Here is a 20,646-nt window from a genome sequence, read left to right on the forward strand (position 1 = left end):
CTGTCGTAGCGCCAAGCTATAGCCACCCGCCACGTCAATCCGTATAATTCCCCGGCTGTTGCACTATCAGTGGGCCTATAGCTCAGTTGGTCAGAGCAGTCGACTCATAATCGATTGGTCGTAGGTTCAAGTCCTACTGGGCCCACCATTCTCTTCTGTCGCGCAAGATCTCGTGCCCTGGTAACCATTGTTACCCGAGCTGGACGCCACCGCTCCCTCTCCGCCATTGCTCGCATTCGCGTTTCCAGATGACGAACTGAACGGTCTTCTGCTGTGATCAGACGACTGCATAGCTTCAGCCGGAGGCGATCCGCACGCATGTTAGTCCGGAAATGGCTGAGCCCACTGAGGTTGACTGCTGCCCTAATTGGCGCGGCCGCCCTCTAATTCACTGATCGATCGCCTATGCTGTGTTGACAGGATCCGCCGAACCGCGAGCCAACCTCAGGCCGGAGCAAAACGGAGAGCGAGTAGCAATGGATGTCCCGAGAAAAAATATATGGCTACTGTTCTTCGTGCTCGTACTTTCAAGCACGGTCCTGCTGGTAAGCATCTCGGTTTCTCGCTGGAACAGCCTCACCGAATATTACCGTGTCAGCCAACAAGGGCTGGCGGCCCAGTGGTTCGGTGCATTCTCGTCGATTCTGGAACAACAGGAAGTCATCCTCACCCTGATGGGCGAAGATCTGCTCAAGCCAGGGACCGATGAGCCTGAAGATCTCCAGGCCCGGCTCGACGAATTGATGAATCTGAACCGGGACTTTTTCTCAGGGTTCGCAGTGATTTCTCCCCGGGGCGAGGTGCTGGAACGCACGTCAAGTCTCGACAACGACGTGACCAACATCTTGCGCGCGCCTGAGGTGCGCGACTCCTTCGCCTACGCCCTGGAAACAGACAAGATGGTCCTTGGCCGCACCTACTTCGCGCCCCGCCTGGTTGTTCCCGCACGCAAGGCAATTCGCAACGACCAAGGCGAAGTCCTCGGGGTCATGACTGGAGCCCTTAGCGTCATGGGCGCAGACGGCTATTTTTCGCAAGGCCACATCCTGGGGGGCTTCCATCGTATTACCATTTTTCGCAGTCGCGATCATTACGTCCAATACGCCACCAGTGATGAGCTGGTCAAAAACTTCCACGACCAGCCCATGGCCCAATCGGCCTATGGAAATCTCATGGGGATATTGCAGGATTTCTCAGAGCCTGATCGCTCCAGCAGCCGATCTGGTTTGGGGCCGATAGGCTTCCGTTGGGATGCGGGGGCCGAGCGAGGCATGGTCAGAGGCGTAGCCATATACCATCCCCGATATGAATTCTGGCTTATCTCCGAGATTGAAGATGCCTTCCTGATACGAGAGTTTTTCAATATCTTTGCCAGTTACCTGCTGGTCATGTTGGCGTTCACGGTGAGTATGTATTTGCTATTCCGTTACATTGACCGGATAGAAAAGGGCCGACGCAGGGAGCTCATATTTCAGGCCAACCATGATGCCTTGACCAGGCTGCCGAACCGCAACTACCTGATTTCAACCTTTGACGAGTGGATGCATGAGAAACCAGCTTTCTCACTTCTGTTCATCGATCTGGATAGCTTCAAGGGGATCAACGATAACTTTGGCCACAGCATCGGTGATGGCATTCTTGTTGAACTTGCCAAACGGTTTCACGCCAATACCAACCATAATGAATTACTGGTTCGCCATGGCGGTGACGAGTTTGTCCTTCTGACAGCGGGCGCTGACCGGGACCAGAACGAACAACGAGCAGCCACCCTGGTGTATCAGGCCTGTGACAACATCCGCGCCTTCGATATGACCTTCTCTCCCGGCTGCAGCATTGGCATCGCCCATTTTCCAGAGCATGGTACCCGTCTGGACGAACTGCTCCGGGCTTCAGACATCGCCATGTATGAGGCGAAGAAGAAACGCAACAGCGTCGCCGTTTTCAGGCCCAGCCTGGAAGAACATTACCTGCAACGGCTCAAGATTGAACAGTTACTCAGGGGCGCCGAACAGCGCGGTGAGATCTACATGACCTACCAGCCCCAGATCAATGCCGCAGGCCAGCTCCATGGCGTTGAAGCGCTGGTTCGTTGGCACCACCCTGAACTGGGACTTATCCCACCGGATCAATTCATCGGCGTAGCGGAACAGTCCGGCGGAATGGGCGAACTCGGCAACTATATAGTTGATCAGTCACTCCACCAGATCCAGACCCTTTCTCAGCGCTACAAAATGTATTTCAGGCTATCAATCAACATCTCTCTGCGCCAGTTTGCCGAGCCTGACTTTGCGGAAGATTTTCTGGCGAAGCTCAGCAACGCAGGCGTGCCGGTGCACGCTGTGTGCCTGGAAATCACGGAGAATCTGTTGATCGAGGATCTCGATCACTTCCGTGGCGTTCTGCAGACATTGCATTCAGCGGGCGTCCGGATCGCTCTGGATGACTTCGGAACCGGGTACTCCTCCCTCAGCATTCTTCGTGATCTACCTATTGATGAACTAAAGATCGACAAGAGCTTCGTCAACAACATTCTGTCGGACGATACCTCTCTGAAGATGGTCAAGAACATCATCAACATTGGCCGTATCTACGAGATGGCCATTCTCGCCGAAGGCGTAGAAACCGAAGAACAGCGGCAGATACTCGAAGATTGCGGCTGTGATCTGTTTCAGGGCTACCTTTTTGCGCATCCGATGACAATTGACGCTCTCGAGAAATATATTCAGCACGAGGCCTCAGAACCTGGATCCAGGGTAAGCGTTCATTCTCCGAGATAGTGGACTTGATGCCCATCACGCAGCGGCCTGAGCAAGCCTGGCGAGACCTTGTATTGCTTCCTGCTCTCGGTCAGCCTGCCCCACTCAATCCAATACTTTCGCCTTCCTCGCATCCGCCGGTGTCAGCAACACATACAACGCCGGCACCAGGAACAGCGCTAACGCCGATACCGGGATCAAGCCGAAGATGATCACCAGGGTGAGCGGCCGGAAGAAGGGGCTGCTGATGGCGAGTGGAGCCAGGCCAACGATGGTGGTGATGTCGAAGGCCCAGAAGCCCAGGGCGGCGCCAATGACTGCGAGGGGCCTGGCGGCGATCACCAATGCAATCAGCGCGGAGCCAAAGGTCTCGCTGGTGCGCGCCTGCATCCTGGCACGCGGCGCGGCGTTATCTATCTGCACACCGGCTCAATTATTTGTGGAATATTAGCCTATCGCCTTGATTATAAAGTTCTATTTAGATCAAGCGGACCGGCAACCTATAGTCGCTTGCGCAACCAATCAAGTGGATTATCAGGAGATAGAAATGTCGTTATTAGGTCGGACAGGTCGCGGGCTGAGCATATTCGCCGCCTGTTTTTTGAGCATTTCCATGGCGGTAGCATCGCCTTTGACCCGGGATAACGGGGCACCGGTAGGTGATAACCAGAACTCACAAACCGCCGGCGCCAACGGTCCAACCGTGCTGCAGGATGTGCAGCTGATTCAGAAGCTCCAGCGCTTCGATCGTGAGCGCATCCCTGAGCGCGTTGTACACGCCCGCGGCACTGGTGTGCACGGCGAGTTCGTCGCGTCAGAGGACATTTCCGCGCTGACCAAGGCCAAAGTTTTTACGCCGGGAGAGAAAACGCCCGTGTTTGTGCGTTTTTCCGCGGTAGTACACGGCAACCATTCCCCCGAAACACTGCGTGATCCCCGGGGTTTCGCTACCAAGTTCTATACCGCGGATGGTAACTGGGACCTGGTAGGCAACAACTTTCCGACCTTCTTTATCCGCGATGCAATCAAATTCCCGGATATGGTCCACGCCTTCAAGCCTGACCCGCGTTCCAACCTGGATGATGACTCACGCCGTTTCGACTTCTTCTCCCTTGTGCCGGAAGCTACGCGCACGCTGACCCTTCTGTACTCCAACGAAGGCACTCCGGCCAGCTATCGACTGATGGACGGCAACAGCGTGCATTCCTACAAGTTCGTCAATGCCGATAACGAAGTTCACTACGTGAAGTTCCATTGGAAGAGCTTGCAGGGGATCAAGAACCTGCGCCCGCATGAGGTTGAAGAGGTCCAGGGCAAGGATTACAGCCACATGACCAATGATCTGGTCTCTGCAATCAATTAAGGCGACTTTCCGAAGTGGGATCTGTACATCCAGGTGCTTGAACCGGAAGATCTGGCCACGTTCGATTTCGACCCGCTGGATGCCACCAAGATCTGGCCGGATATTCCCGAGCAGAAGATCGGCCAGATGGTGCTGAACCGCAACGTCGACAACTTCTTCCAGGAAACCGAACAGGTAGCCATGTCGCCAGCCAACCTGGTACCGGGTATCGAGCCTTCCGAGGACCGCCTGCTGCAAGGCCGCCTGTTCGCCTACGCAGATACGCAGATGTATCGGGTCGGCGCGAACGGTCTGAGCCTTCCGGTTAACAAGCCACGTGTCGCAGTGAACAACGGCAACCAGGACGGCGCGATGAATGCCGGCCACACCAGTTCCGGGGTGAACTACGAGCCCAGCCGTCTGGCGCCGCGGGAACAGGTTGAACGTGCCCGTTACAGTGAGACTGCATTGCAGGGTACAACCCAGCAGAAAAAGATCCAGCGCGAGCAGAACTTCAAGCAGACCGGCGAGCTGTATCGCTCATACACCAAACAGGAGAAGTCTGACCTGGTGCAAAGTTTCGGGCAGGCCCTGGCGATCACAGATGACGAAAGCAAACACATCATGCTCTCGTTCCTGTACAAGGCTGATGCCGACTATGGCACCCGCGTAGCCAAGGTTGCCAATGGCGACCTGAGCAAAGTGAAGGCTCTGGCTGCCCAGCTGGAAGACTGACCAGGATGGTGCCAGCCCGGCGGGCTGGCATCAGCTTTCTCCGACCTGATGCACTGCCAGTGCTGATCAATCACCGCGGCGAATTATGTCCCTGCGTCTTTTCTGTGAAACACACTGCTTAAGCGCCGGTACCAGGGTGCAGCAAACTGCTCCTCGGGCGTCGGCCAGTTAATCTTTTTGCTTTCGCATTTCACTATTCCGCTCGGCCCCAGCCGCAACCGCCAACGTTGGGCCTGGGAGAAGGGCTGACCTGCCTCGGTGTGCACCACCAATAGATTGTAGTCGAGCTGCTTTTCGATAGGGTGCGCCTCAATGGAAGCGAAGGGGTCTGCCTCGTTAGCAGGAACGAACAGGCGGTGCTTGCTGGTCTGAATCATTTCGCAGAGCTGTTCGCAATCCAGGCTCAACCGTTCCTGAATCTCATCCTTCTCCAGGGCATCCTTGTCCAGGTTGAGCTCCGAGCGGTAGCAGATGATCTGCCGCTCATCGTTGGATGCCCAGTTCCCGGAGTGCTCGAGTATCTGACGCGGCAATGCAGGCAGCCTGCGGTAGTCCAGCCAGACTCTTTGCAGGGCCAGTAGCTTTTGCGTGTATGGCATGAACAGGCGGATTTTCCAGCGCGGTTTGCCCTTGCGTAGCCACCGGGTTATCCCGGTAATCATATCGTCACGCAAAAGATCGCGGATGGCATAGACCAGTGCGATTCCCAACAGCAGCGCCAGCGAAAGCTTTTCACTGGCGTCCCGCGCATTGAACAGGAAATAGGTAAACAGCGACATGATCAACATGGTCGACGCTGCCTTGACCAGCTTGCGCGTACCCGCACCCAGCTCGGTGACTTTGGAGCGCAGCAATACCGGATATTCGAGCAGCCTGTGGTACAGACTCATGCGGTTCCAGACCCGGGTTGGCGAGCCGCGGAAATCACTCAGGTATTCGCGCTCCTTGCGGTACTTGTGTTCCTGCCGCAAAAAGTCCGCTACCGCTTGTTTCAGCTCCTCGTCCAGCTCAGCAAAGCCAGGGTGGGTCATGCACTCCAGCAGAAACTGCTCGGCACGCCACGAAAAGTAGATATCCATCTGCCGGAAATAACGGCGCTGGTTGCTCTGCTCCGGACTGGATCTGCGCAATCGCTGGGCGAAATTCTGGGTCAACCGAAGCGCGCGTTTGAGCGGTTCTTCGAGCACGTCCGCGTTCTGAACCTGCTGGCGCAGGCGGTCGATAGACGCGCGATACTGGAACAGCCAGGAGCCGTACATGATCTCGTAGTAGGGAGAAAGGAGCACGAACGAACGGTCGGCCTTGCTCACGCGGTCCTTGTCCGGCAGCCCCAGCAGGCCGAAGCGGTGCTCCAGAGACGTGAAGAAGAATTGTTGCTCGCTCAGCGTCCAGACCGACAGATTGCTGTCGTGCGGGGTGAACAGGTACACCTCGACCTTATGCCGACCTGGCTTGCGCAGAGTTCGAGTCAACTGCAGACGGTAATCGCCCTTGCGCTTGAGTGAATACACGCCCCCTCCTCTGACATGCGGTGAACAAGCCGAGAAACTGATACCTGGCCCGGTTATCTTTGCGTGCGGTACGCGCCCGGATTAGCCCGCCCGGGCGGGATCAACCCGAAGGGAAGTCTGCTGAATCGATCCGCATGCCGCCCCCCAGGTCCGTCGCCATCCTAGCATAGAGCGTGGACGCCGATGGTGAGGCCCGCCTGTGCCTAGGGGCGCGATTTCAGACCAGCCTGGCATCGAGACTATTCTGCGCGAGCAGCCTGGCCTGGTCGTCAGTCATCCCCAGGCTTTCGTGCAATGCCATGAAGTTTTCCAGTACATAACCACCGAAGTACGCGGGGTCGTCTGAATTCACCGTGACCTTCACGCCCTTCTCAAGCAGCTGCAAGATGTTGTGCTCGCGCATACTGTCAAAAACGCAAAGTTTGATGTTGGACAAGGGGCAGACTGTCAACGGGATCTGCTCCTCGACCAATCGTTCGATGAGCCGCGGATCCTCCGCTGCCCGCACGCCATGGTCAATGCGGCTCACCTTGAGCAGATCCAGCGCTTGCCAGATATATTCCGGCGGGCCTTCCTCCCCTGCGTGGGCCACTGCCAGCAAGCCCTCGGCACGCGCCTTGGCGAAGACGCGTTCGAACTTGCTGGGTGGATGGCCCATCTCGGAGCTATCCAGCCCGACGGCGAAAAAGGAGTCCCGGTACGGCATCGCCTGCTCAAGCGTGTTGAAAGCCTCTTCCTCAGACAAGTGCCGCAGAAAGCTGAGGATCAGCCCACCATTGATGCCCAGCTTCTCGCGCCCGTCGCGCATGGCCGAGCTGATGCCTTGAAGCGCGACCTCGAACGGAATGCCGCGATCGGTATGTGTTTGCGGGTCGTAGAAGGGCTCAACATGCACCACACCCTGGGTCTTGCAGCGCTGCAGATACGCCCAGGTGAGGTCATAGAAATCCTGCTCGGTGCGCAAAACGTCTGCCCCCTGGTAATACAAATCCAGAAATTCCTGGAGGTTATTAAAGGCATAGGCCTGGCGCAGCATCTCGACATTCGCCCAGGGCAAGCCGACCGCGTTGCGCTCCGCAAGCCTGAACAGGAGCTCCGGCTCGAGCGACCCTTCCAGATGCAGGTGCAGTTCAGCCTTGGGTAAATCCACCAGCCATTGTTCGTCCATCTTTACCTCCGGGTCGGGCTGCGCCATTGAGCGGCGCCGTTCCGTTGATCCAAGCATGAGCTGTGCCATGCGCAATGGCGGCGCATGGTAAAGGTTCCTGACTCTCTGGCCAGCTTTTTTGATCACGGCCTGAGCCTCAATCGACGAATCGATCCGGCGTTTGGCCCCGCTCGAACGTGGCCGCTCCGGACGAGAGCCGAATTGAACAACATTGGTGCAGCCCCTCAACTCACTGCTCTATTTTAGCGCACGCATTGCCGCGCGGTCGCGCGCAGTGCCCCGCTGAAGCAGGTTTTGCCGTGATATCAACCTTGGCCCGGTTTATGCCTGTCTGGTAACTGCACCGCTGCGTTCGCTGCCTCACGCCCTGGCGCAGCGCTGAGCGCGGCTGGAAAGCGCTGAAGCTTGTACTGTTCAGCCAAATGTTATGAATGAGGAAGGTCGATGACTGCAGCCTGGCATCTCGAACAGGTCGATAGCGCCATTAGCTGGCAGGCTGGCCTGGACATTGGCGTCAGTCGCCGGGCAGGACGCACCGTTATCGACCGGTTGCACCACCGTGGCCCGCTGCGCATACAGCGTCCGCTGCATCCGGAAGGCCCGGACTGTCCGCACTTGTATATCCTGCATCCGCCAGGCGGTCTGGTCAGTGGCGACACCCTGCGATTGAACACCCACATCGGCGCTGACGCAGCCGCGTTGCTCACTACGCCGTCATCAGGCAAGTGTTATCGCGCACGCGAGAACGGCACTCTGCAACAACAGCTCACCCGTCTCACCGTCGAAGCGGGGGGCTCGCTTGAATACCTGCCGCAGGACACCATCGCCTTCGAGGGTTGCAACGCGCGCCTCTCCACACGGGTTGATCTGCAAGCTGATGCGCGGATGTGTATGTGGGATTTGCTGTGCCTGGGCCGGCCGGCTGCGGATGAGGGCTTCACCAGCGGCTGTGTCAGTCAGCACCTGGATATCTGGCGCGACGGCCGGCCGGTCTACATCGAGCGTAATCGCTTCATGGGTGACGACGCGCTGCTGTCAGCCCGCTGGGGGCTGGGTGGCTGCTTCGTCAGCGGCACCTGGTTGGCCACGCTGACGCTGGATCGCGACGCACTGGACGCGCTGCGGGAGGAGTACGCCGACGTCCCGCAACTGGTTTTTACCCAGCGAAATGGCCTCTTTATCGGCCGCTACCTCGGCCACTGCGCCGAACATGCCCGACTTACCTTCATGCGGCTGTGGCAACAGCTGAGGCCGCGCATCAATGGGCGGCGCGGTTGCGCGCCGCGGATTTGGAATACCTGAACGGAGTGTACCCATGGAGCTTTCGCCCCGTGAGAAAGACAAGCTCATGCTGTTTACCGCAGCACTGGTCGCCGAGCGCCGTCTGGCGCGAGGCGTGACCTTGAACTACCCCGAAGCCATGGCTTACATCAGCGCCGCCATTATGGAAGGCGCCCGTGACGGCCGCAGCGTGGCAGACATGATGAGCTACGGCCGCACGCTGCTCAGCCGCGAACAGGTCATGCCCGGCGTGCCGGAACTGCTCGGCGAAGTGCAGGTTGAAGCCACTTTCCCGGACGGCACCAAGCTGGTGACCGTTCATGATCCGATCATATGAGGCGCACCGATGATACCCGGAGAAATCCAGACGCTTGAAGGCTCGCTGACCTTGAACGCCGGGCGCGAAACGCTACGCCTGAGCGTGGCCAACACCGGCGATCGGCCGGTGCAGGTCGGCTCGCATTACCACTTCGCCGAGACCAATGCGGCATTGCGTTTCGATCGCGACGCCGCCCGAGGCTTTCGGCTCAACATAGCTGCCGGCACTGCGGTGCGTTTCGAACCCGGCCAGAGCCGGGAGGTGGAGCTGGTAGCACTAGCCGGCGAGCGCAAGGTGTTCGGCTTTCGCGGACAGGTTATGGGCAGTCTCTGATGCCGCCTGAAAATCAATTTGTAGCAGTCCGTCACCTGGCTGGACCGCACGGGGAGGCAACATGGAAATAAGCAGGCAGGCCTATGCGGAGATGTACGGGCCTACCACCGGCGATAGGGTGCGGCTCGGCGATACCGAGCTGTGGATCAGCGTCGAGAAGGACTACACCCGCTACGGCGAGGAGGTGAAGTTCGGCGGTGGCAAGGTTATCCGTGACGGCATGGGGCAGAGCCAGCGCGGCCGCACAGATACGCCTGACACCGTGATCACCAATGCGCTGATTCTGGACTGGTCGGGCATCTTCAAGGCGGACGTCGCAATCAAGGACGGGCTTATCCAGCAGCTGGGCAAGGCCGGCAATCCGGACATCCAGCCCGGCGTGGACATCATCATCGGCCCGGGCACCGAGGTCATCGCCGGCGAAGGCATGATCCTTACCGCCGGCGGCATCGATGCGCATATCCATTTCATCTGCCCGCAGCAGATCGATGAAGCGCTGATGTCCGGCGTCACCACCATGCTCGGCGGCGGTACCGGGCCGGCTACCGGCACCAACGCTACTACCTGTACACCGGGCGCCTGGCATATCGCGCGGATGCTCGAAGCGGCCGAGTCATTGCCGATGAATATGGGTTTTCTCGGCAAGGGCAACGCCAGCCTGCCCGATGCGCTGGAAGAACAGATCGAAGCCGGCGCCATGGGCCTGAAGCTGCACGAGGATTGGGGCACCACACCGGCGGCGATCGATTGCTGTCTGAGTGTCGCCGATGCCTACGATGTGCAGGTGGCGATTCACACCGATACGCTGAATGAATCCGGCTTCGTCGAGGACACACTCGCAGCCATCAAGGGGCGGGTGATTCATACCTATCACACCGAAGGCGCGGGCGGCGGTCACGCCCCGGACATCATCAAGGCCTGTGGCGAGCCAAACGTGCTGCCCTCCTCCACCAATCCGACGCGCCCCTACACCATCAATACCGTCGACGAGCATCTCGACATGCTCATGGTCTGCCATCACCTGGACCCGGCCATTGCCGAAGACGTCGCCTTCGCCGATTCGCGCATCCGCCGCGAGACCATCGCCGCCGAGGACATCCTGCATGACCTCGGCGCGTTCAGCATGATCTCGTCGGACTCCCAGGCGATGGGCAGGGTCGGCGAGGTGATCACCCGCACCTGGCAGACTGCACACAAGATGAAGGTGCAGCGCGGTCCATTGCCGGAGGATAACGACTGGTCGGACAACTTCCGCGCGCGCCGCTACATTGCCAAGTACACCATCAACCCGGCTGTCACCATGGGTATCGGGCACCTGGTTGGCTCGGTGGAGCCAGGCAAGCTGGCGGATCTGGTGCTCTGGAAGCCCGCCTTTTTCGGTGCCAAACCCAGCCTGATTCTCAAAGGCGGAGCCATCGCCGCCGCCCCCATGGGCGACCCGAACGCGTCAATTCCGACACCCCAGCCGGTGCATTACCGGCCCATGTTCGGTGCGCTCGGCAAGGCCATGAACCACACCTGCGTCACCTTTGTCTCCCAGGCGGCGCTGGACGCCGGCATCAAGGAGCGGCTCGGGTTGTCCCGGCGCCTCGAAGCCGTACGCAACACGCGGACCATCAGCAAGGCGGATATGAAACTCAACGACTACCAGCCGACGATCAGCGTGGATCCGCAGACCTACATTGTGGAGGCAGACGGCGTCGCCCTGTTATGCGATCCCGCCGAAGACCTACCGCTGGCGCAACGCTACTTTCTTTTCTGAGGAGGCTTAGATGCTCGAATGTCACCAATGGCTGGACGACACAGGGCCGGTTCACCATGAGCTGGAGCTGACTTACGAGATGCGTACCCGCAGTCGGCTGCGCACCCACACGCGAGCAGGCGCCGAGGTGGGGCTGTTTTTGCCGCGTGGCCGCGTTTTGCGCGAAGGCGACCGTCTGCTAGCCAACGACAATACAGTAGTGATGATCCACGCCGAGCCGGAGCCGCTATCACGCGTGCTCTGTGACGACCCGCTGCTGCTGGCCCGTGCCGCCTACCACCTGGGCAACCGGCACGTTGCGCTGGAAGTACTGCCCGGCCAGTTGCGCTATCTGCGCGATCATGTGCTGGAGGCCATGCTCATCGGGTTGCGGCTGGAGGTGGAGGATATCTTTGCGCCGTTCAATCCCGAGCCCGGCGCTTACCACGGGCACGCGCATAGCGTCGCCACACCGCCAGCGCCTTTTGTTCGGCTGAACGGCAAGCAGCATGTCGAGCACTGAACAGGCCGACAGGGCCCTGTTGCGGGTACTCCAGCTGGCCAGCCCAGCGCTGCCGATCGGCGGCTATGCCTACTCCCAGGGTATGGAATATGTCGTGGAACAGGGCTGGGTGACCGATCTCGACTCGGCAGTGGAATGGCTCGACGGGCTGGCGACGCGATCGCTGGGGTACCTGGATATTCCGCTACTGATGCGCCAGTACGTGGCCATGGATGATGGCGACCTGGATGCCGTCTCTGAATGGAACGACTGGCTGCTGGCCAACCGCGAAACGGCTGAACTTTATCTGGAAGACAGCCAGCAAGGCGGCGCGCTGTTGCGGCTGCTCTGTTCGTTGGAAATTCCGCTGGCGCTGGACTGGCCCAGGGGCGAACCCATCGCCCTGATGACCGCCTTCGCCATGGCCGGCTGGCATTGGCAGACTGGTGCACACCAGCTGGCACTCGGCGTGCTCTGGAGCTGGCTGGAAAACCAGACCGGTGCCGCAACCAAACTGATTCCGCTGGGCCAGACCGACGCCCAACGGCTGCTCGACCACCTGTTGCCGCGTCTGCCGGTGATCGTCAACGCAGCGACGCAGCTGCATGACGACGAACTCGGCGCTGGCTTGCCCGGTCTGGCCTTTGCCAGCGCCCGGCACGAACATCAATACACACGACTGTTTCGATCATAAGGAGCACTACATGAATACCAAACCCGCATTGCGCGTGGGGATTGGCGGCCCGGTCGGTTCGGGCAAGACCGCACTGGTCAGCACGCTGTGCGAGCACCTGTATCCCCACTACAACCTGGCGGTGATTACCAATGACATCTACACCCGCGAGGATGCCGATTTCCTGCTGCGCAACCAGGCGCTGCCGGCTGATCGCATTCTCGGCGTGGAAACCGGCGGCTGCCCGCACACCGCCATCCGCGAAGATGCATCGATGAACCTCGCCGCCGTGGCGGAACTGCAGGAACGCTTCCCGGGTGTTGAACTGATTCTGGTGGAAAGCGGCGGTGATAACCTCGCGGCGACCTTCAGTCCGGAGCTGTCGGATCTGACGCTCTACGTAATCGATGTGTCCGCCGGCGACAAGATCCCGCGCAAGGGCGGCCCCGGCATTACCCGCTCGGACCTGCTGATCATCAACAAGACGGACCTCGCGCCGCTGGTTGGCGCTGACCTCGGCGTCATGGACCGCGATGCGAAGAAGATGCGCGGCGAGCGGCCCTTTGTGTTTTCCAATCTGAAAAGTGGCGCGGGTGTCGACGACATCATCGCCTTCATTGTTCGCGAGGGCATGCTGCGTCCATTACCTGCACCTGCCACAGAAGGAGTCTGACCATGGGTCACCTGATAAGCCGTACCTTCACCCTGACCGCACTGATCGCCCTGCCGACTTTTGCCCAGGCCCACCCCGGACACACCGAGTTCGGCGGGCTGGCCGCCGGGCTTGGGCATCCCATCGGCGGGCTTGACCATTTGCTCGCCATGGTTGCGGTCGGGCTTTGGGCGGCGCAGCTCGGTGGACGTGCGCGCTGGTTGTTACCGGTATTGTTCGTTGCCTTCATGCTCGCCGGCGCCGGCCTGGGCATGGCCGGCATTGCAGTCCCGGGCGTCGAGCAGGGTATAGTCGGCTCGGTACTGGCGCTCGGGCTTCTGCTGCTCTGGGCTAGGCGCGTGCCGTTGCTGCCTGGTGCAGTACTGGTATCCGCTTTCGCTGTGATGCACGGGGTGGCGCACGGTGGTGAGATGCCGCCCGGCGCAGAGATGACGCTGTATATGCTCGGCTTTGCGTTGAGCACTGCAGTTCTGCATTTGGTCGGCGCCGGACTGGGTAGCTGGAGATCAACCTGGCTGTCACGGGTTATCGGCGCTGCGATTGCGCTGGCCGGGGTGGGTCTCGCGCTCACCTGACAGGCGTATTTCACGGCTGGCGGCTGCTGAGAATATGCAGCAGACCGCCACACTCCACCATCGGATCCTCACAATTGATGATGATCTCCGAGCGGGCCAGGATGTAGCCCTTGCCGGTGATGCTGTTCTCTACCAGCTGATGGTCGCCGGCCTGGTTCACGCCGGTGAATTCACCGATAAAGCCGGTATCACGCAGAGAAACGGTTTCAAGCCGGTCGCCCGGTTTGATACTGCCTTCGTAGTGCATCAGCGCCAGACGCGCCGAAGTACCGGTGCCGGTAGGACTGCGGCAAATCACTCCCGGATGCACATAGGTGGCAGAGCGTGACCGGTAAAAACTGTCGGACAGTTGCTCCACCGGCCCCATGTAATGCAGAAACGGCAGCGGCCCGACTTCGCCCAGCGTGTAATGCGAAAAACCACGCTCGGCCTGCAGGGCATCGACAATGGCATGGGCGCAGGCAGCCAGCTCCAACTCCTCTTCCCGCACTAACGAAAACCCCAGCGCGGGCGCGTCTACCAACGCATAAAAGCCACCACTATAGGCAACGCTGTAGGTCACATCGCCAATCGCCGGCACATGGATGCTATTCCGGTAGCTGTGAATGTAGGTCGGCAGGCCTTCGCAGGTAATGGCTTCGACTACGCCGTCCTGCACCACGGCCTCGATATGCACCTGACCGGCAGCCGATTCCATGACGAAACGCTGGCGGCCTTCGCGTTTTTGCACCATGCCGCATTCCAGAACGGCCGTAGCAGTACAGATGGTATTGGACCCTGAATAGATGGGATAGCCCATCACTTCCATCACGATGTAGCCGACCTCCGCCGCAGGATCCTTCGTCGGCACGATCAGATCCACCGACATTTCGGGTATGCCGTAAGGCTCGGTGAGCAGCAAACGGCGCAGCCCATCCGCCTCGTTGCTCAAATACTGCATCTGCTGTCTGACCGTGTCGCCCGGCAACGGCCCAATCCCACCAATGACAATACGGCTGACATCACCGCCCGCATGGGTGTCGATCAGCTTCAGCGAAAGCTCCTCTTTCATCAGTCAGCCCTCAGCGCAAAGCGCGCGCCGTGCTGCGCCCACTCCGAATCGGGAACGATGACGATCTTGCCAAGAAAATTGTTCGAGCGATGAACAAAAAAGGCTTCCGCAGCGTGCAACTCGGACAGCTTGAACGCGCCGTAGAGTACTGGTCGCAACTGGCCGGAGCGGATCCAGGCAATCAGCTGTCCGGCCTCCTCCCGCGTGCCGTGTGACACCCCGAATATCTGCACTTGATACAGATAGATGCGCGTCCACATGATCTCGCTGACATTATCCCCGCTGGCACCGGCAATGCTCAGCCGCGGATAGGTCGTGCGGCGGGTCATATCGAAGATCATGCTGTCGATGAAGCGATTGGTCATCTCGCCGCCGACCAGATCCATCACCGCGTCAATCGGCGCTCCGCCCGTGGCTTCACGGACGGTGTCGGTGAAATGGCTCATATCAGAGCGGTCGAACACCGCTTCGGCGCCAAGCACACGCAGCGCTTCAGCCTTGTCGCGCTGGCTCAGCGCATAGGGAATGGCGCCGAGAATACGGCAGAGCTGGATCAGCGCCGTGCCCACACCCCCGCTGGCACCGCTGACCAGCACCCGCTCGCCGGCCTTCACCTGCGCCGCAGTGAGCATATGCAGCGCCGTTTGATAAGAGCACATACCCAGCGCCGCGAGCTCTGCATCGGCGAGTTCAGGGTTGGCAATGTGGTGAAATTGCGTCGAAGGCACGGCGATGTACTCAGCGAAACCGCCGTCTGCACCATGTCCGTAATAATCCGGGGTGAGATTGATGTCTCTCCGGCCATCGGCGTACAGGTTGAAATCCAGTAGCCCCCGCTCACCGATTCGCTCTGGCTCAACCCCATCGCCGACCGCCACCACAGTGCCCACCACGTCTGCGCCCTGAATGCGGGGGAACGTCAATGTAGGCGCTCCGGCGATCTGGAATGAGGTCATTTCAGCCTTGTCCCGCGTCGGATACAACCCCTCACGCGCCTTGCGATCGGTATTGTTCTTTGCCGTGGCCGTGACCTTGACCAGCACCTCGCCCGGTTTTGGCTGCGGGACAGGGATATCCTGGCGGTATTCCAGCTGGTCCAGGCCGCCGTGCCCGGTGAGGATCATTGCCGACATGCTTTGCGGAATGGGTATCGGAGCTCTGGCAGACATGCGGGGGCCTCGCAGAAAAGATCACTTCGACTCACCTTAGCAGAAGCTCGCCTCCCAGCTAGTAGCCGGTCATCTCAAGGTAGCCTACCCCTGTGTGGCTCCCGCCGAAACGAATCGGACCCTCCCAGTACGGGATGGTGGTGCCCATCCAGGCCCGCTCGTTCAGCGGCTCGGTGGTCACATCGAAGTCCTTGGTTGGTATTCTGAGACGCCAACGGGTAGGCACCTCGCGCCCTGCGACAGTTGTTTCGTCCAGCGGCTCCAGCTCTATCGCGCCGGGAGCCAATGGCTGCGTTTCGCCATCCGGTTGAATCCAGGTGCCTGAATAATAGTGACTGTCATCGGTGCTGCGTAGCCGGAACAGCATGAGTTTTTCACCGCCATCCAGATGCAGGGAAAACCAGTCCCAGCCCTGCTGATTGGCGGCCAGCGGCTGACTGCTCCATTCTCGGTCCAGCCAGGCTTGTCCGGTGACGATATGCCGCTGGCCTTCCCATCCGATGGCACCTTCGACGCTGAAAAAAGGCTGGCTGTAATAATAGGACGCCTGGTCACCCTCGGATTTGCGGCTATAGCCCTGTTCACCCTGGGGAACAACGGGTCGGTCCGCGGTTAGATTGAGTTGATAGCTGAAGTCCTCGCCGGCTGCCTTCACCGACAACGCGCTGAAACTGTCTTGTCCTTGCGCCTCGCCGGCCTGTGACAGAGACCAGTCATCTATCCAGGCTTCGAAGGGCTCCACCCGCACGCCCGCCTGCCCCACGCCGCCCCGCGCCAGCCGGTCAGCATATTTATGGCCATCGGCATGGGTAACCGCGGAGTGCCCCAGCCAGACCTGAGCGCTATTCCAACCGGCCTCCGCTTCCAGCGGCGTTTGCGGCTGCAGTGCCTGGCGGAACAAGGTCCATTGCGCGCCCCATTCCCGGCCATCTTCATCCGTCAGGTTGGCGGTGACATACCACCATTCGATGCGGTAGTCCGGGTGGGCGCCATGATCAGCGGGAAATTCGAAACGACGATCCGGGGAAACCTGGGTGAAACCCTCCGCCTGCTCACCGAGGCCGGCAAATCCCGCATCCACTGATTGCTGCTCAGGTTCGCAACCGGCCAATCCCAGCATCGCCAGCAGCACGAAGAGGCAAGAGAATCTATGCATCATGGGCAAACTGCCTCAGCAACTGGGTGGGGCCGACCCGCACGATGCGCCACACCGGGCTGATGCTGGCCAGCAACACGGCCAGCAAGGCAAAGCCTGCCAGGGTCAACCATTGGAAGGGAAACCAGTGCCAGGGCAGCCGCCAGCCGAATGCCTGGACATTGACCACCTCGACCAGACACCAGGCCAACGCCAGGCCGACGGGAATCGCCAGTGCGCAGGTCAAGGTGGCAAGCATGAGCATCTGCGCCAGACTCAGCCAGGCCAGGCGGGACGGTCGCAAGCCCATCGCCCATAAAGGCGCCAGCTGGCTGAGCCTGGCATCGGCAAGGCTGAGCAGACTGGTAAAGAGCGCCACAGCTGCCACGCCTAGCGTCAGGGTATTGAGCGCAGCGGTGGCGGCAAAGGTCTGCTCGAAGACTTGCTGCGAATAACGTTTCAGCGCTGCCTGATCAATCAGGCTGAAGCCACCCAGTTCGAAGTTGTCTTGCAGGCCGGCGACCAGATCACTGATCGCCGCCTCGTCGACCAACAGGCCGATACTGCTTACTTCCAGGCCGGGCCAGCGCTGGTTGAGCTGCTCGGCTGACACCAACAGCTGCCCCTTGGGATTACCGTAATCGGCGTAGCGTCCCAGTACTGGTAGCGTCCAGATGCCGCTGGGCGTTTCCAGTTCAATGGCATCGCCCAACTCAATCTCCAGTCGGTAGGCCAGCTGTTCGCTGATCACCGCGCCGCGCCCCTGGGCCAGTTGGTCCCAGGCCCCGGGGACGGCCTCAATCAACGGCCAGCGCCTCGCGTAGAGCGGATGATCAATAATCCCGCTGACTTCCGTTGGCCAATCCCGGACCCGACTCTGCACCTGCCAACTAGGCAGCTGAGCCTGCACGCTCGGTTGCCGACTTAACCATTGCTCAATGCTATCTGCCTGAGCCTGGGATTCGGGGCGCAGGTAGAGATCGGCAGCCAGACGCTGGTCCAGCCAGCTGGTGAAGGTCAGGCGAAAGCCTTCGGTCATGCTGCCTACGCCAATGTTCGCCGCCAGCGCCAGCAACAAGGCCATCAGTGCCAGACTCAAACCCGACAGCTGCTGCTGGCTGTCGGCCCAGAACCAATGCCCGAGAGGGCTGCGCGCGAGCTTTCTGCCTCCACGCAGCAGCAGACTCAGCACCAGTGGCAATAACCAGGCTGCACCGAGCAATAAGCAGCCAAGCAGCATGAATCCCGTCAATAGGCTTTCACCGACGTAGATCAAGATGCCCGCGACCAACAACAGCAGCACGCCCATGATCGCCAGGCGCCTGATGCTGCGAGCCTGCGCATCCCGCCAGGCTTGCGGGCGCGCCCAGGCCAGCACCGGCAGGCGCATGGCTTTCAATACACTGCTGCCGCCAGCCAGCAAGGTGCCGGCAAGGCTCATTGCCAGGCCGGTCAGCCACCACTGCGAATCGAGCACCAGTTGACCGGCCACCTGAGCGCCGTACAAACCACGCAGGCTGGCGGCCAGATCCCCGACCAGCAAGGAGGCCAGAGCAAAACCGCTGAGTACGCCGAGACTCCCGCCAACCAGCGCCAGTACCAGCAGCTCCAGCAACAGCGCACAGATCACCAGACGCAAACTGGCGCCGCATGCACGCAGTGTCTGCAACAGGCCGCGCCGTTGCTCCATGGCCAAACCCGCCGCGGCGTGCACGATGAAAAGCCCGACAATAAAAGCCAGCAGCCCCAGGGCGGTGAGGTTCATATGGAAGCTGTCAGTCAGACGCTGCAGATCGCCTTCGTCGCGTACGTCCCAGCGCAGCGCCACCTGCACCGGCAAGGGCGGCTGATTCGCCGCAAACGCGCCCTCTACCAATAGCTGACTGAGTCGGCCAGGTTGATCAAGCATCCGCTGCGCCACGCCGATATCGACCAGTAACATGCCCGGCGGCACGGCCTCGAGGGACTGCAGCGGGGGGAGCGCATGCCCGTTCGCCAATTGCGCGGTATCGCCACTCGACAGCCCCAGCTCGGCAAGCGTGTCGGGTGCAATCCAGGTTCGCCCGGGCGGAACCAGAAACCCGACGAGATCCACCTGCTGTATGGTGCCGACCACGCTGCCTTGCTCGGGCACACTCAGCGGCTCGATGCCGGTCAAGCGTAAACGCGTCGCCGCCCCGTCGGGCCCGTTAAGGGTAACGCTGCCCTGCAGAACGGGCGAGACAGGCCAGCCAGCACGGCGCAGCGTAACGAAGTACTCCTGATCGAATGGCTGATTACCCGGACTGACCAGCACACTCTGGTTGTCCTCGCCAAACAGGCCCGCTGCGCGGTCATAACTATCGCGGGCCTGTTCGTTGAGCGCCTGAACACCCGTCCACAGACCTGTCGCCAGCCATAAACCCACCAGCAAACAGACGCCCTGCAAAGGGTGACGCCGCCAATGACTCAGCAGGGTTCGCAGCACCCAGCCCAGGCGTTCAATCATGGAAGGCTGTCACCAACGATACGGCCCGCAGACAGCGTTACCTGACGGTCCAGGCGAGCAGCCAGCCGGGCGCTATGGGTGACCATCAGCAAACTGGATTCAGCCTCTCGCACCAGCTCGAGCAATAACGTCATCACTTCATCAGCTGTGTGTTCATCCAGATTACCGGTCGGCTCGTCCGCCAGGATCAACGGCGGCCGTACGGCCAGCGCGCGGCCGACAGCGACGCGTTGTTGCTGTCCGCCGGATAACTGCTCCGGATAGCGATCAAGCAATGAAGCCAGCCCGAGACGTTCGGCCAGAAGCGCTAGCCAGGCGGTGTCCTCACGGCCAGCCAACCGCGCCTGAAAAGCCAGGTTATCAGCGACCTTCAGCGAAGGAACGAGATTGAACTGCTGGAAGATGACAGCGACGCGATCACGGCGGTAGGCGGCACGAGCCGCTTCACCTAACCCTGTCAGCGAAGTTCCGGCGACCTTGATCTCGCCCGCGTCCGCCTGATCCAGACCCGCCACCAGATGCAACAGCGTACTTTTGCCACTGCCCGACTCGCCCATCAAAGCGAGCGTATGCCCCGCAGTCAGCCGGAGATCGACTCCGTTGAGCACTTGCAAAGGCCCCTGAGGGCTTTGATAACTCTTGGTCAGCGTGCTGACTTCAAGCATTGGCAGACACCCCGACCAATCGATGCCAACGGATTGGTCGTAAGATCGGTAAACGAACAGAGCGAAGGAGATTTGAATTCATGCGTGCAGTATAGGTCCGCCGCACCAGAGCGTGTATTCCAGACATCGAAACGGCACTTACGGCAACGGAGAAAGGGCATCTAGCGAACGCCTGCCCGGGTTTTGACGCTCCAAAAGAAAAACCCCGCCGAAGCGAGGTTTTATAGAACTTGGTTGCTGATCATTATCCTTAACGATCATGCCATCCCGGCGTTACCACTGGTCATCTTCCTGATGACACGCCATCCTGGCTCTATCCCTGACCATCGTCCTTAACGTAGCGTCATCCCGACACTGTCCTTGACCGCCATCCTGCGATCTTTGCCATCCTGGCTCTGTCCCTGACATCATCCTTAACGTAGCGTCATCCCGACACTGTCCTTGACCGCTATCCTGCGATCTTGCCCTCCTGGCACTATCCCTGATATATCTTCCCTGGTACCGCTCCCTGATCCCTATTGATCTGTTG

At 60.0% G+C, this 20,646-nt stretch carries 17 protein-coding genes, 1 tRNA gene and 1 pseudogene; 11 read left to right on the forward strand and 8 right to left on the reverse strand.

What is annotated here, in order from left to right; all coding sequences use genetic code 11:
- Window positions 1–71: 71 nt before the first annotated feature.
- Both G3M63_RS01890 and G3M63_RS01895 read left to right on the forward strand, forming a co-directional pair.
- A tRNA-Ile gene (locus G3M63_RS01890) sits at window positions 72–148 on the forward strand.
- Window positions 149–476: 328 nt separating this feature from the next.
- On the forward strand, window positions 477–2,777 hold the full coding sequence (locus tag G3M63_RS01895; protein WP_163981719.1) for a bifunctional diguanylate cyclase/phosphodiesterase: 2,301 nt from the start codon (window positions 477–479) through the stop codon (window positions 2,775–2,777).
- Window positions 2,778–2,861: 84 nt separating this feature from the next.
- On the opposite strand, the gene G3M63_RS01900 is transcribed toward G3M63_RS01895, so the two are convergent.
- Window positions 2,862–3,179, reverse strand: a complete 318-nt coding sequence (locus G3M63_RS01900; RefSeq protein ID WP_163981720.1) for an efflux RND transporter permease subunit — start codon at window positions 3,177–3,179, stop codon at window positions 2,862–2,864.
- 190 nt (window positions 3,180–3,369) lie between these two features.
- Here G3M63_RS01900 and katB point away from each other — a divergent pair.
- Window positions 3,370–4,833, forward strand: a pseudogene (gene katB / locus G3M63_RS01905) (catalase KatB).
- Window positions 4,834–4,916: 83 nt separating this feature from the next.
- Here the strand turns inward: katB and G3M63_RS01910 are convergent.
- Together G3M63_RS01910 and G3M63_RS01915 are read right to left on the reverse strand one after the other, a co-directional pair.
- Window positions 4,917–6,344, reverse strand: coding sequence for a threonine/serine exporter family protein (locus G3M63_RS01910; protein ID WP_163981721.1), 1,428 nt, complete (start codon window positions 6,342–6,344; stop codon window positions 4,917–4,919).
- Window positions 6,345–6,561: 217 nt separating this feature from the next.
- On the reverse strand, window positions 6,562–7,512 hold the full coding sequence (locus tag G3M63_RS01915) for an adenosine deaminase (RefSeq protein WP_163981722.1): 951 nt from the start codon (window positions 7,510–7,512) through the stop codon (window positions 6,562–6,564).
- A 444-nt stretch (window positions 7,513–7,956) separates the two neighbouring features.
- Here G3M63_RS01915 and G3M63_RS01920 point away from each other — a divergent pair, with 444 nt between their 5' ends.
- The 8 genes from G3M63_RS01920 (at window position 7,957) to G3M63_RS01955 (ending at window position 13,609) form a co-directional block, all read left to right on the forward strand.
- The gene (locus G3M63_RS01920; RefSeq protein ID WP_150300176.1) at window positions 7,957–8,814 is read left to right on the forward strand and encodes an urease accessory protein UreD; all 858 of its coding nucleotides are present in this window, start codon (window positions 7,957–7,959) and stop codon (window positions 8,812–8,814) included.
- Window positions 8,815–8,827: 13 nt separating this feature from the next.
- Window positions 8,828–9,130, forward strand: coding sequence for an urease subunit gamma (gene ureA, locus G3M63_RS01925; protein WP_150300175.1), 303 nt, complete (start codon window positions 8,828–8,830; stop codon window positions 9,128–9,130).
- Between the two features lie 9 nt (window positions 9,131–9,139).
- Entirely contained in the window at window positions 9,140–9,445 is a 306-nt protein-coding gene (locus G3M63_RS01930; RefSeq protein ID WP_163981723.1) for an urease subunit beta, read from the forward strand.
- A 61-nt stretch (window positions 9,446–9,506) separates the two neighbouring features.
- Entirely contained in the window at window positions 9,507–11,207 is a 1,701-nt protein-coding gene (gene ureC / locus G3M63_RS01935) for an urease subunit alpha (RefSeq protein ID WP_163981724.1), read from the forward strand.
- Between the two features lie 10 nt (window positions 11,208–11,217).
- The gene (gene ureE / locus G3M63_RS01940; RefSeq protein ID WP_163981725.1) at window positions 11,218–11,709 is read left to right on the forward strand and encodes an urease accessory protein UreE; all 492 of its coding nucleotides are present in this window, start codon (window positions 11,218–11,220) and stop codon (window positions 11,707–11,709) included.
- Complete coding sequence (locus tag G3M63_RS01945) at window positions 11,696–12,382, forward strand: urease accessory protein UreF (RefSeq protein WP_150300171.1); 687 nt, start codon at window positions 11,696–11,698, stop codon at window positions 12,380–12,382. Before ureE ends, G3M63_RS01945 begins: the two co-directional genes overlap by 14 nt.
- A gap of 10 nt (window positions 12,383–12,392) precedes the next feature.
- Window positions 12,393–13,034, forward strand: a complete 642-nt coding sequence (gene ureG / locus G3M63_RS01950) for an urease accessory protein UreG (protein ID WP_163981726.1) — start codon at window positions 12,393–12,395, stop codon at window positions 13,032–13,034.
- 2 nt (window positions 13,035–13,036) lie between these two features.
- Window positions 13,037–13,609, forward strand: coding sequence for a HupE/UreJ family protein (locus G3M63_RS01955; RefSeq protein WP_163981727.1), 573 nt, complete (start codon window positions 13,037–13,039; stop codon window positions 13,607–13,609).
- 10 nt (window positions 13,610–13,619) lie between these two features.
- Here G3M63_RS01955 and G3M63_RS01960 read toward each other — a convergent pair whose 3' ends face one another.
- Genes G3M63_RS01960 through G3M63_RS01980 form a run of 5 tightly spaced genes read right to left on the reverse strand, consistent with a single transcriptional unit; the run spans window position 13,620 to window position 20,117 of the window.
- A complete protein-coding gene (locus tag G3M63_RS01960; RefSeq protein ID WP_163981728.1) occupies window positions 13,620–14,660 on the reverse strand; it encodes a proline racemase family protein in 1,041 nt (346 codons plus the stop codon).
- Window positions 14,660–15,829 (reverse strand): alcohol dehydrogenase catalytic domain-containing protein, encoded by a 1,170-nt coding sequence (locus G3M63_RS01965; RefSeq protein WP_163981729.1) that lies wholly within the window; start codon window positions 15,827–15,829, stop codon window positions 14,660–14,662. Before G3M63_RS01965 ends, G3M63_RS01960 begins: the two co-directional genes overlap by 1 nt.
- 58 nt (window positions 15,830–15,887) lie before the next feature.
- Complete coding sequence (locus G3M63_RS01970) at window positions 15,888–16,988, reverse strand: lipocalin-like domain-containing protein (protein WP_371923511.1); 1,101 nt, start codon at window positions 16,986–16,988, stop codon at window positions 15,888–15,890.
- Window positions 16,978–19,452, reverse strand: coding sequence for an FtsX-like permease family protein (locus tag G3M63_RS01975; RefSeq protein WP_163981730.1), 2,475 nt, complete (start codon window positions 19,450–19,452; stop codon window positions 16,978–16,980). Before G3M63_RS01975 ends, G3M63_RS01970 begins: the two co-directional genes overlap by 11 nt.
- Window positions 19,449–20,117, reverse strand: a complete 669-nt coding sequence (locus G3M63_RS01980) for an ABC transporter ATP-binding protein (RefSeq protein WP_163981731.1) — start codon at window positions 20,115–20,117, stop codon at window positions 19,449–19,451. Before G3M63_RS01980 ends, G3M63_RS01975 begins: the two co-directional genes overlap by 4 nt.
- Between the last annotated feature and the right edge of the window lie 529 nt (window positions 20,118–20,646).

It is taken from the genome of Pseudomonas sp. OIL-1 (assembly GCF_010669185.1).
Lineage (GTDB): Bacteria > Pseudomonadota > Gammaproteobacteria > Pseudomonadales > Pseudomonadaceae > Halopseudomonas > Halopseudomonas profundi.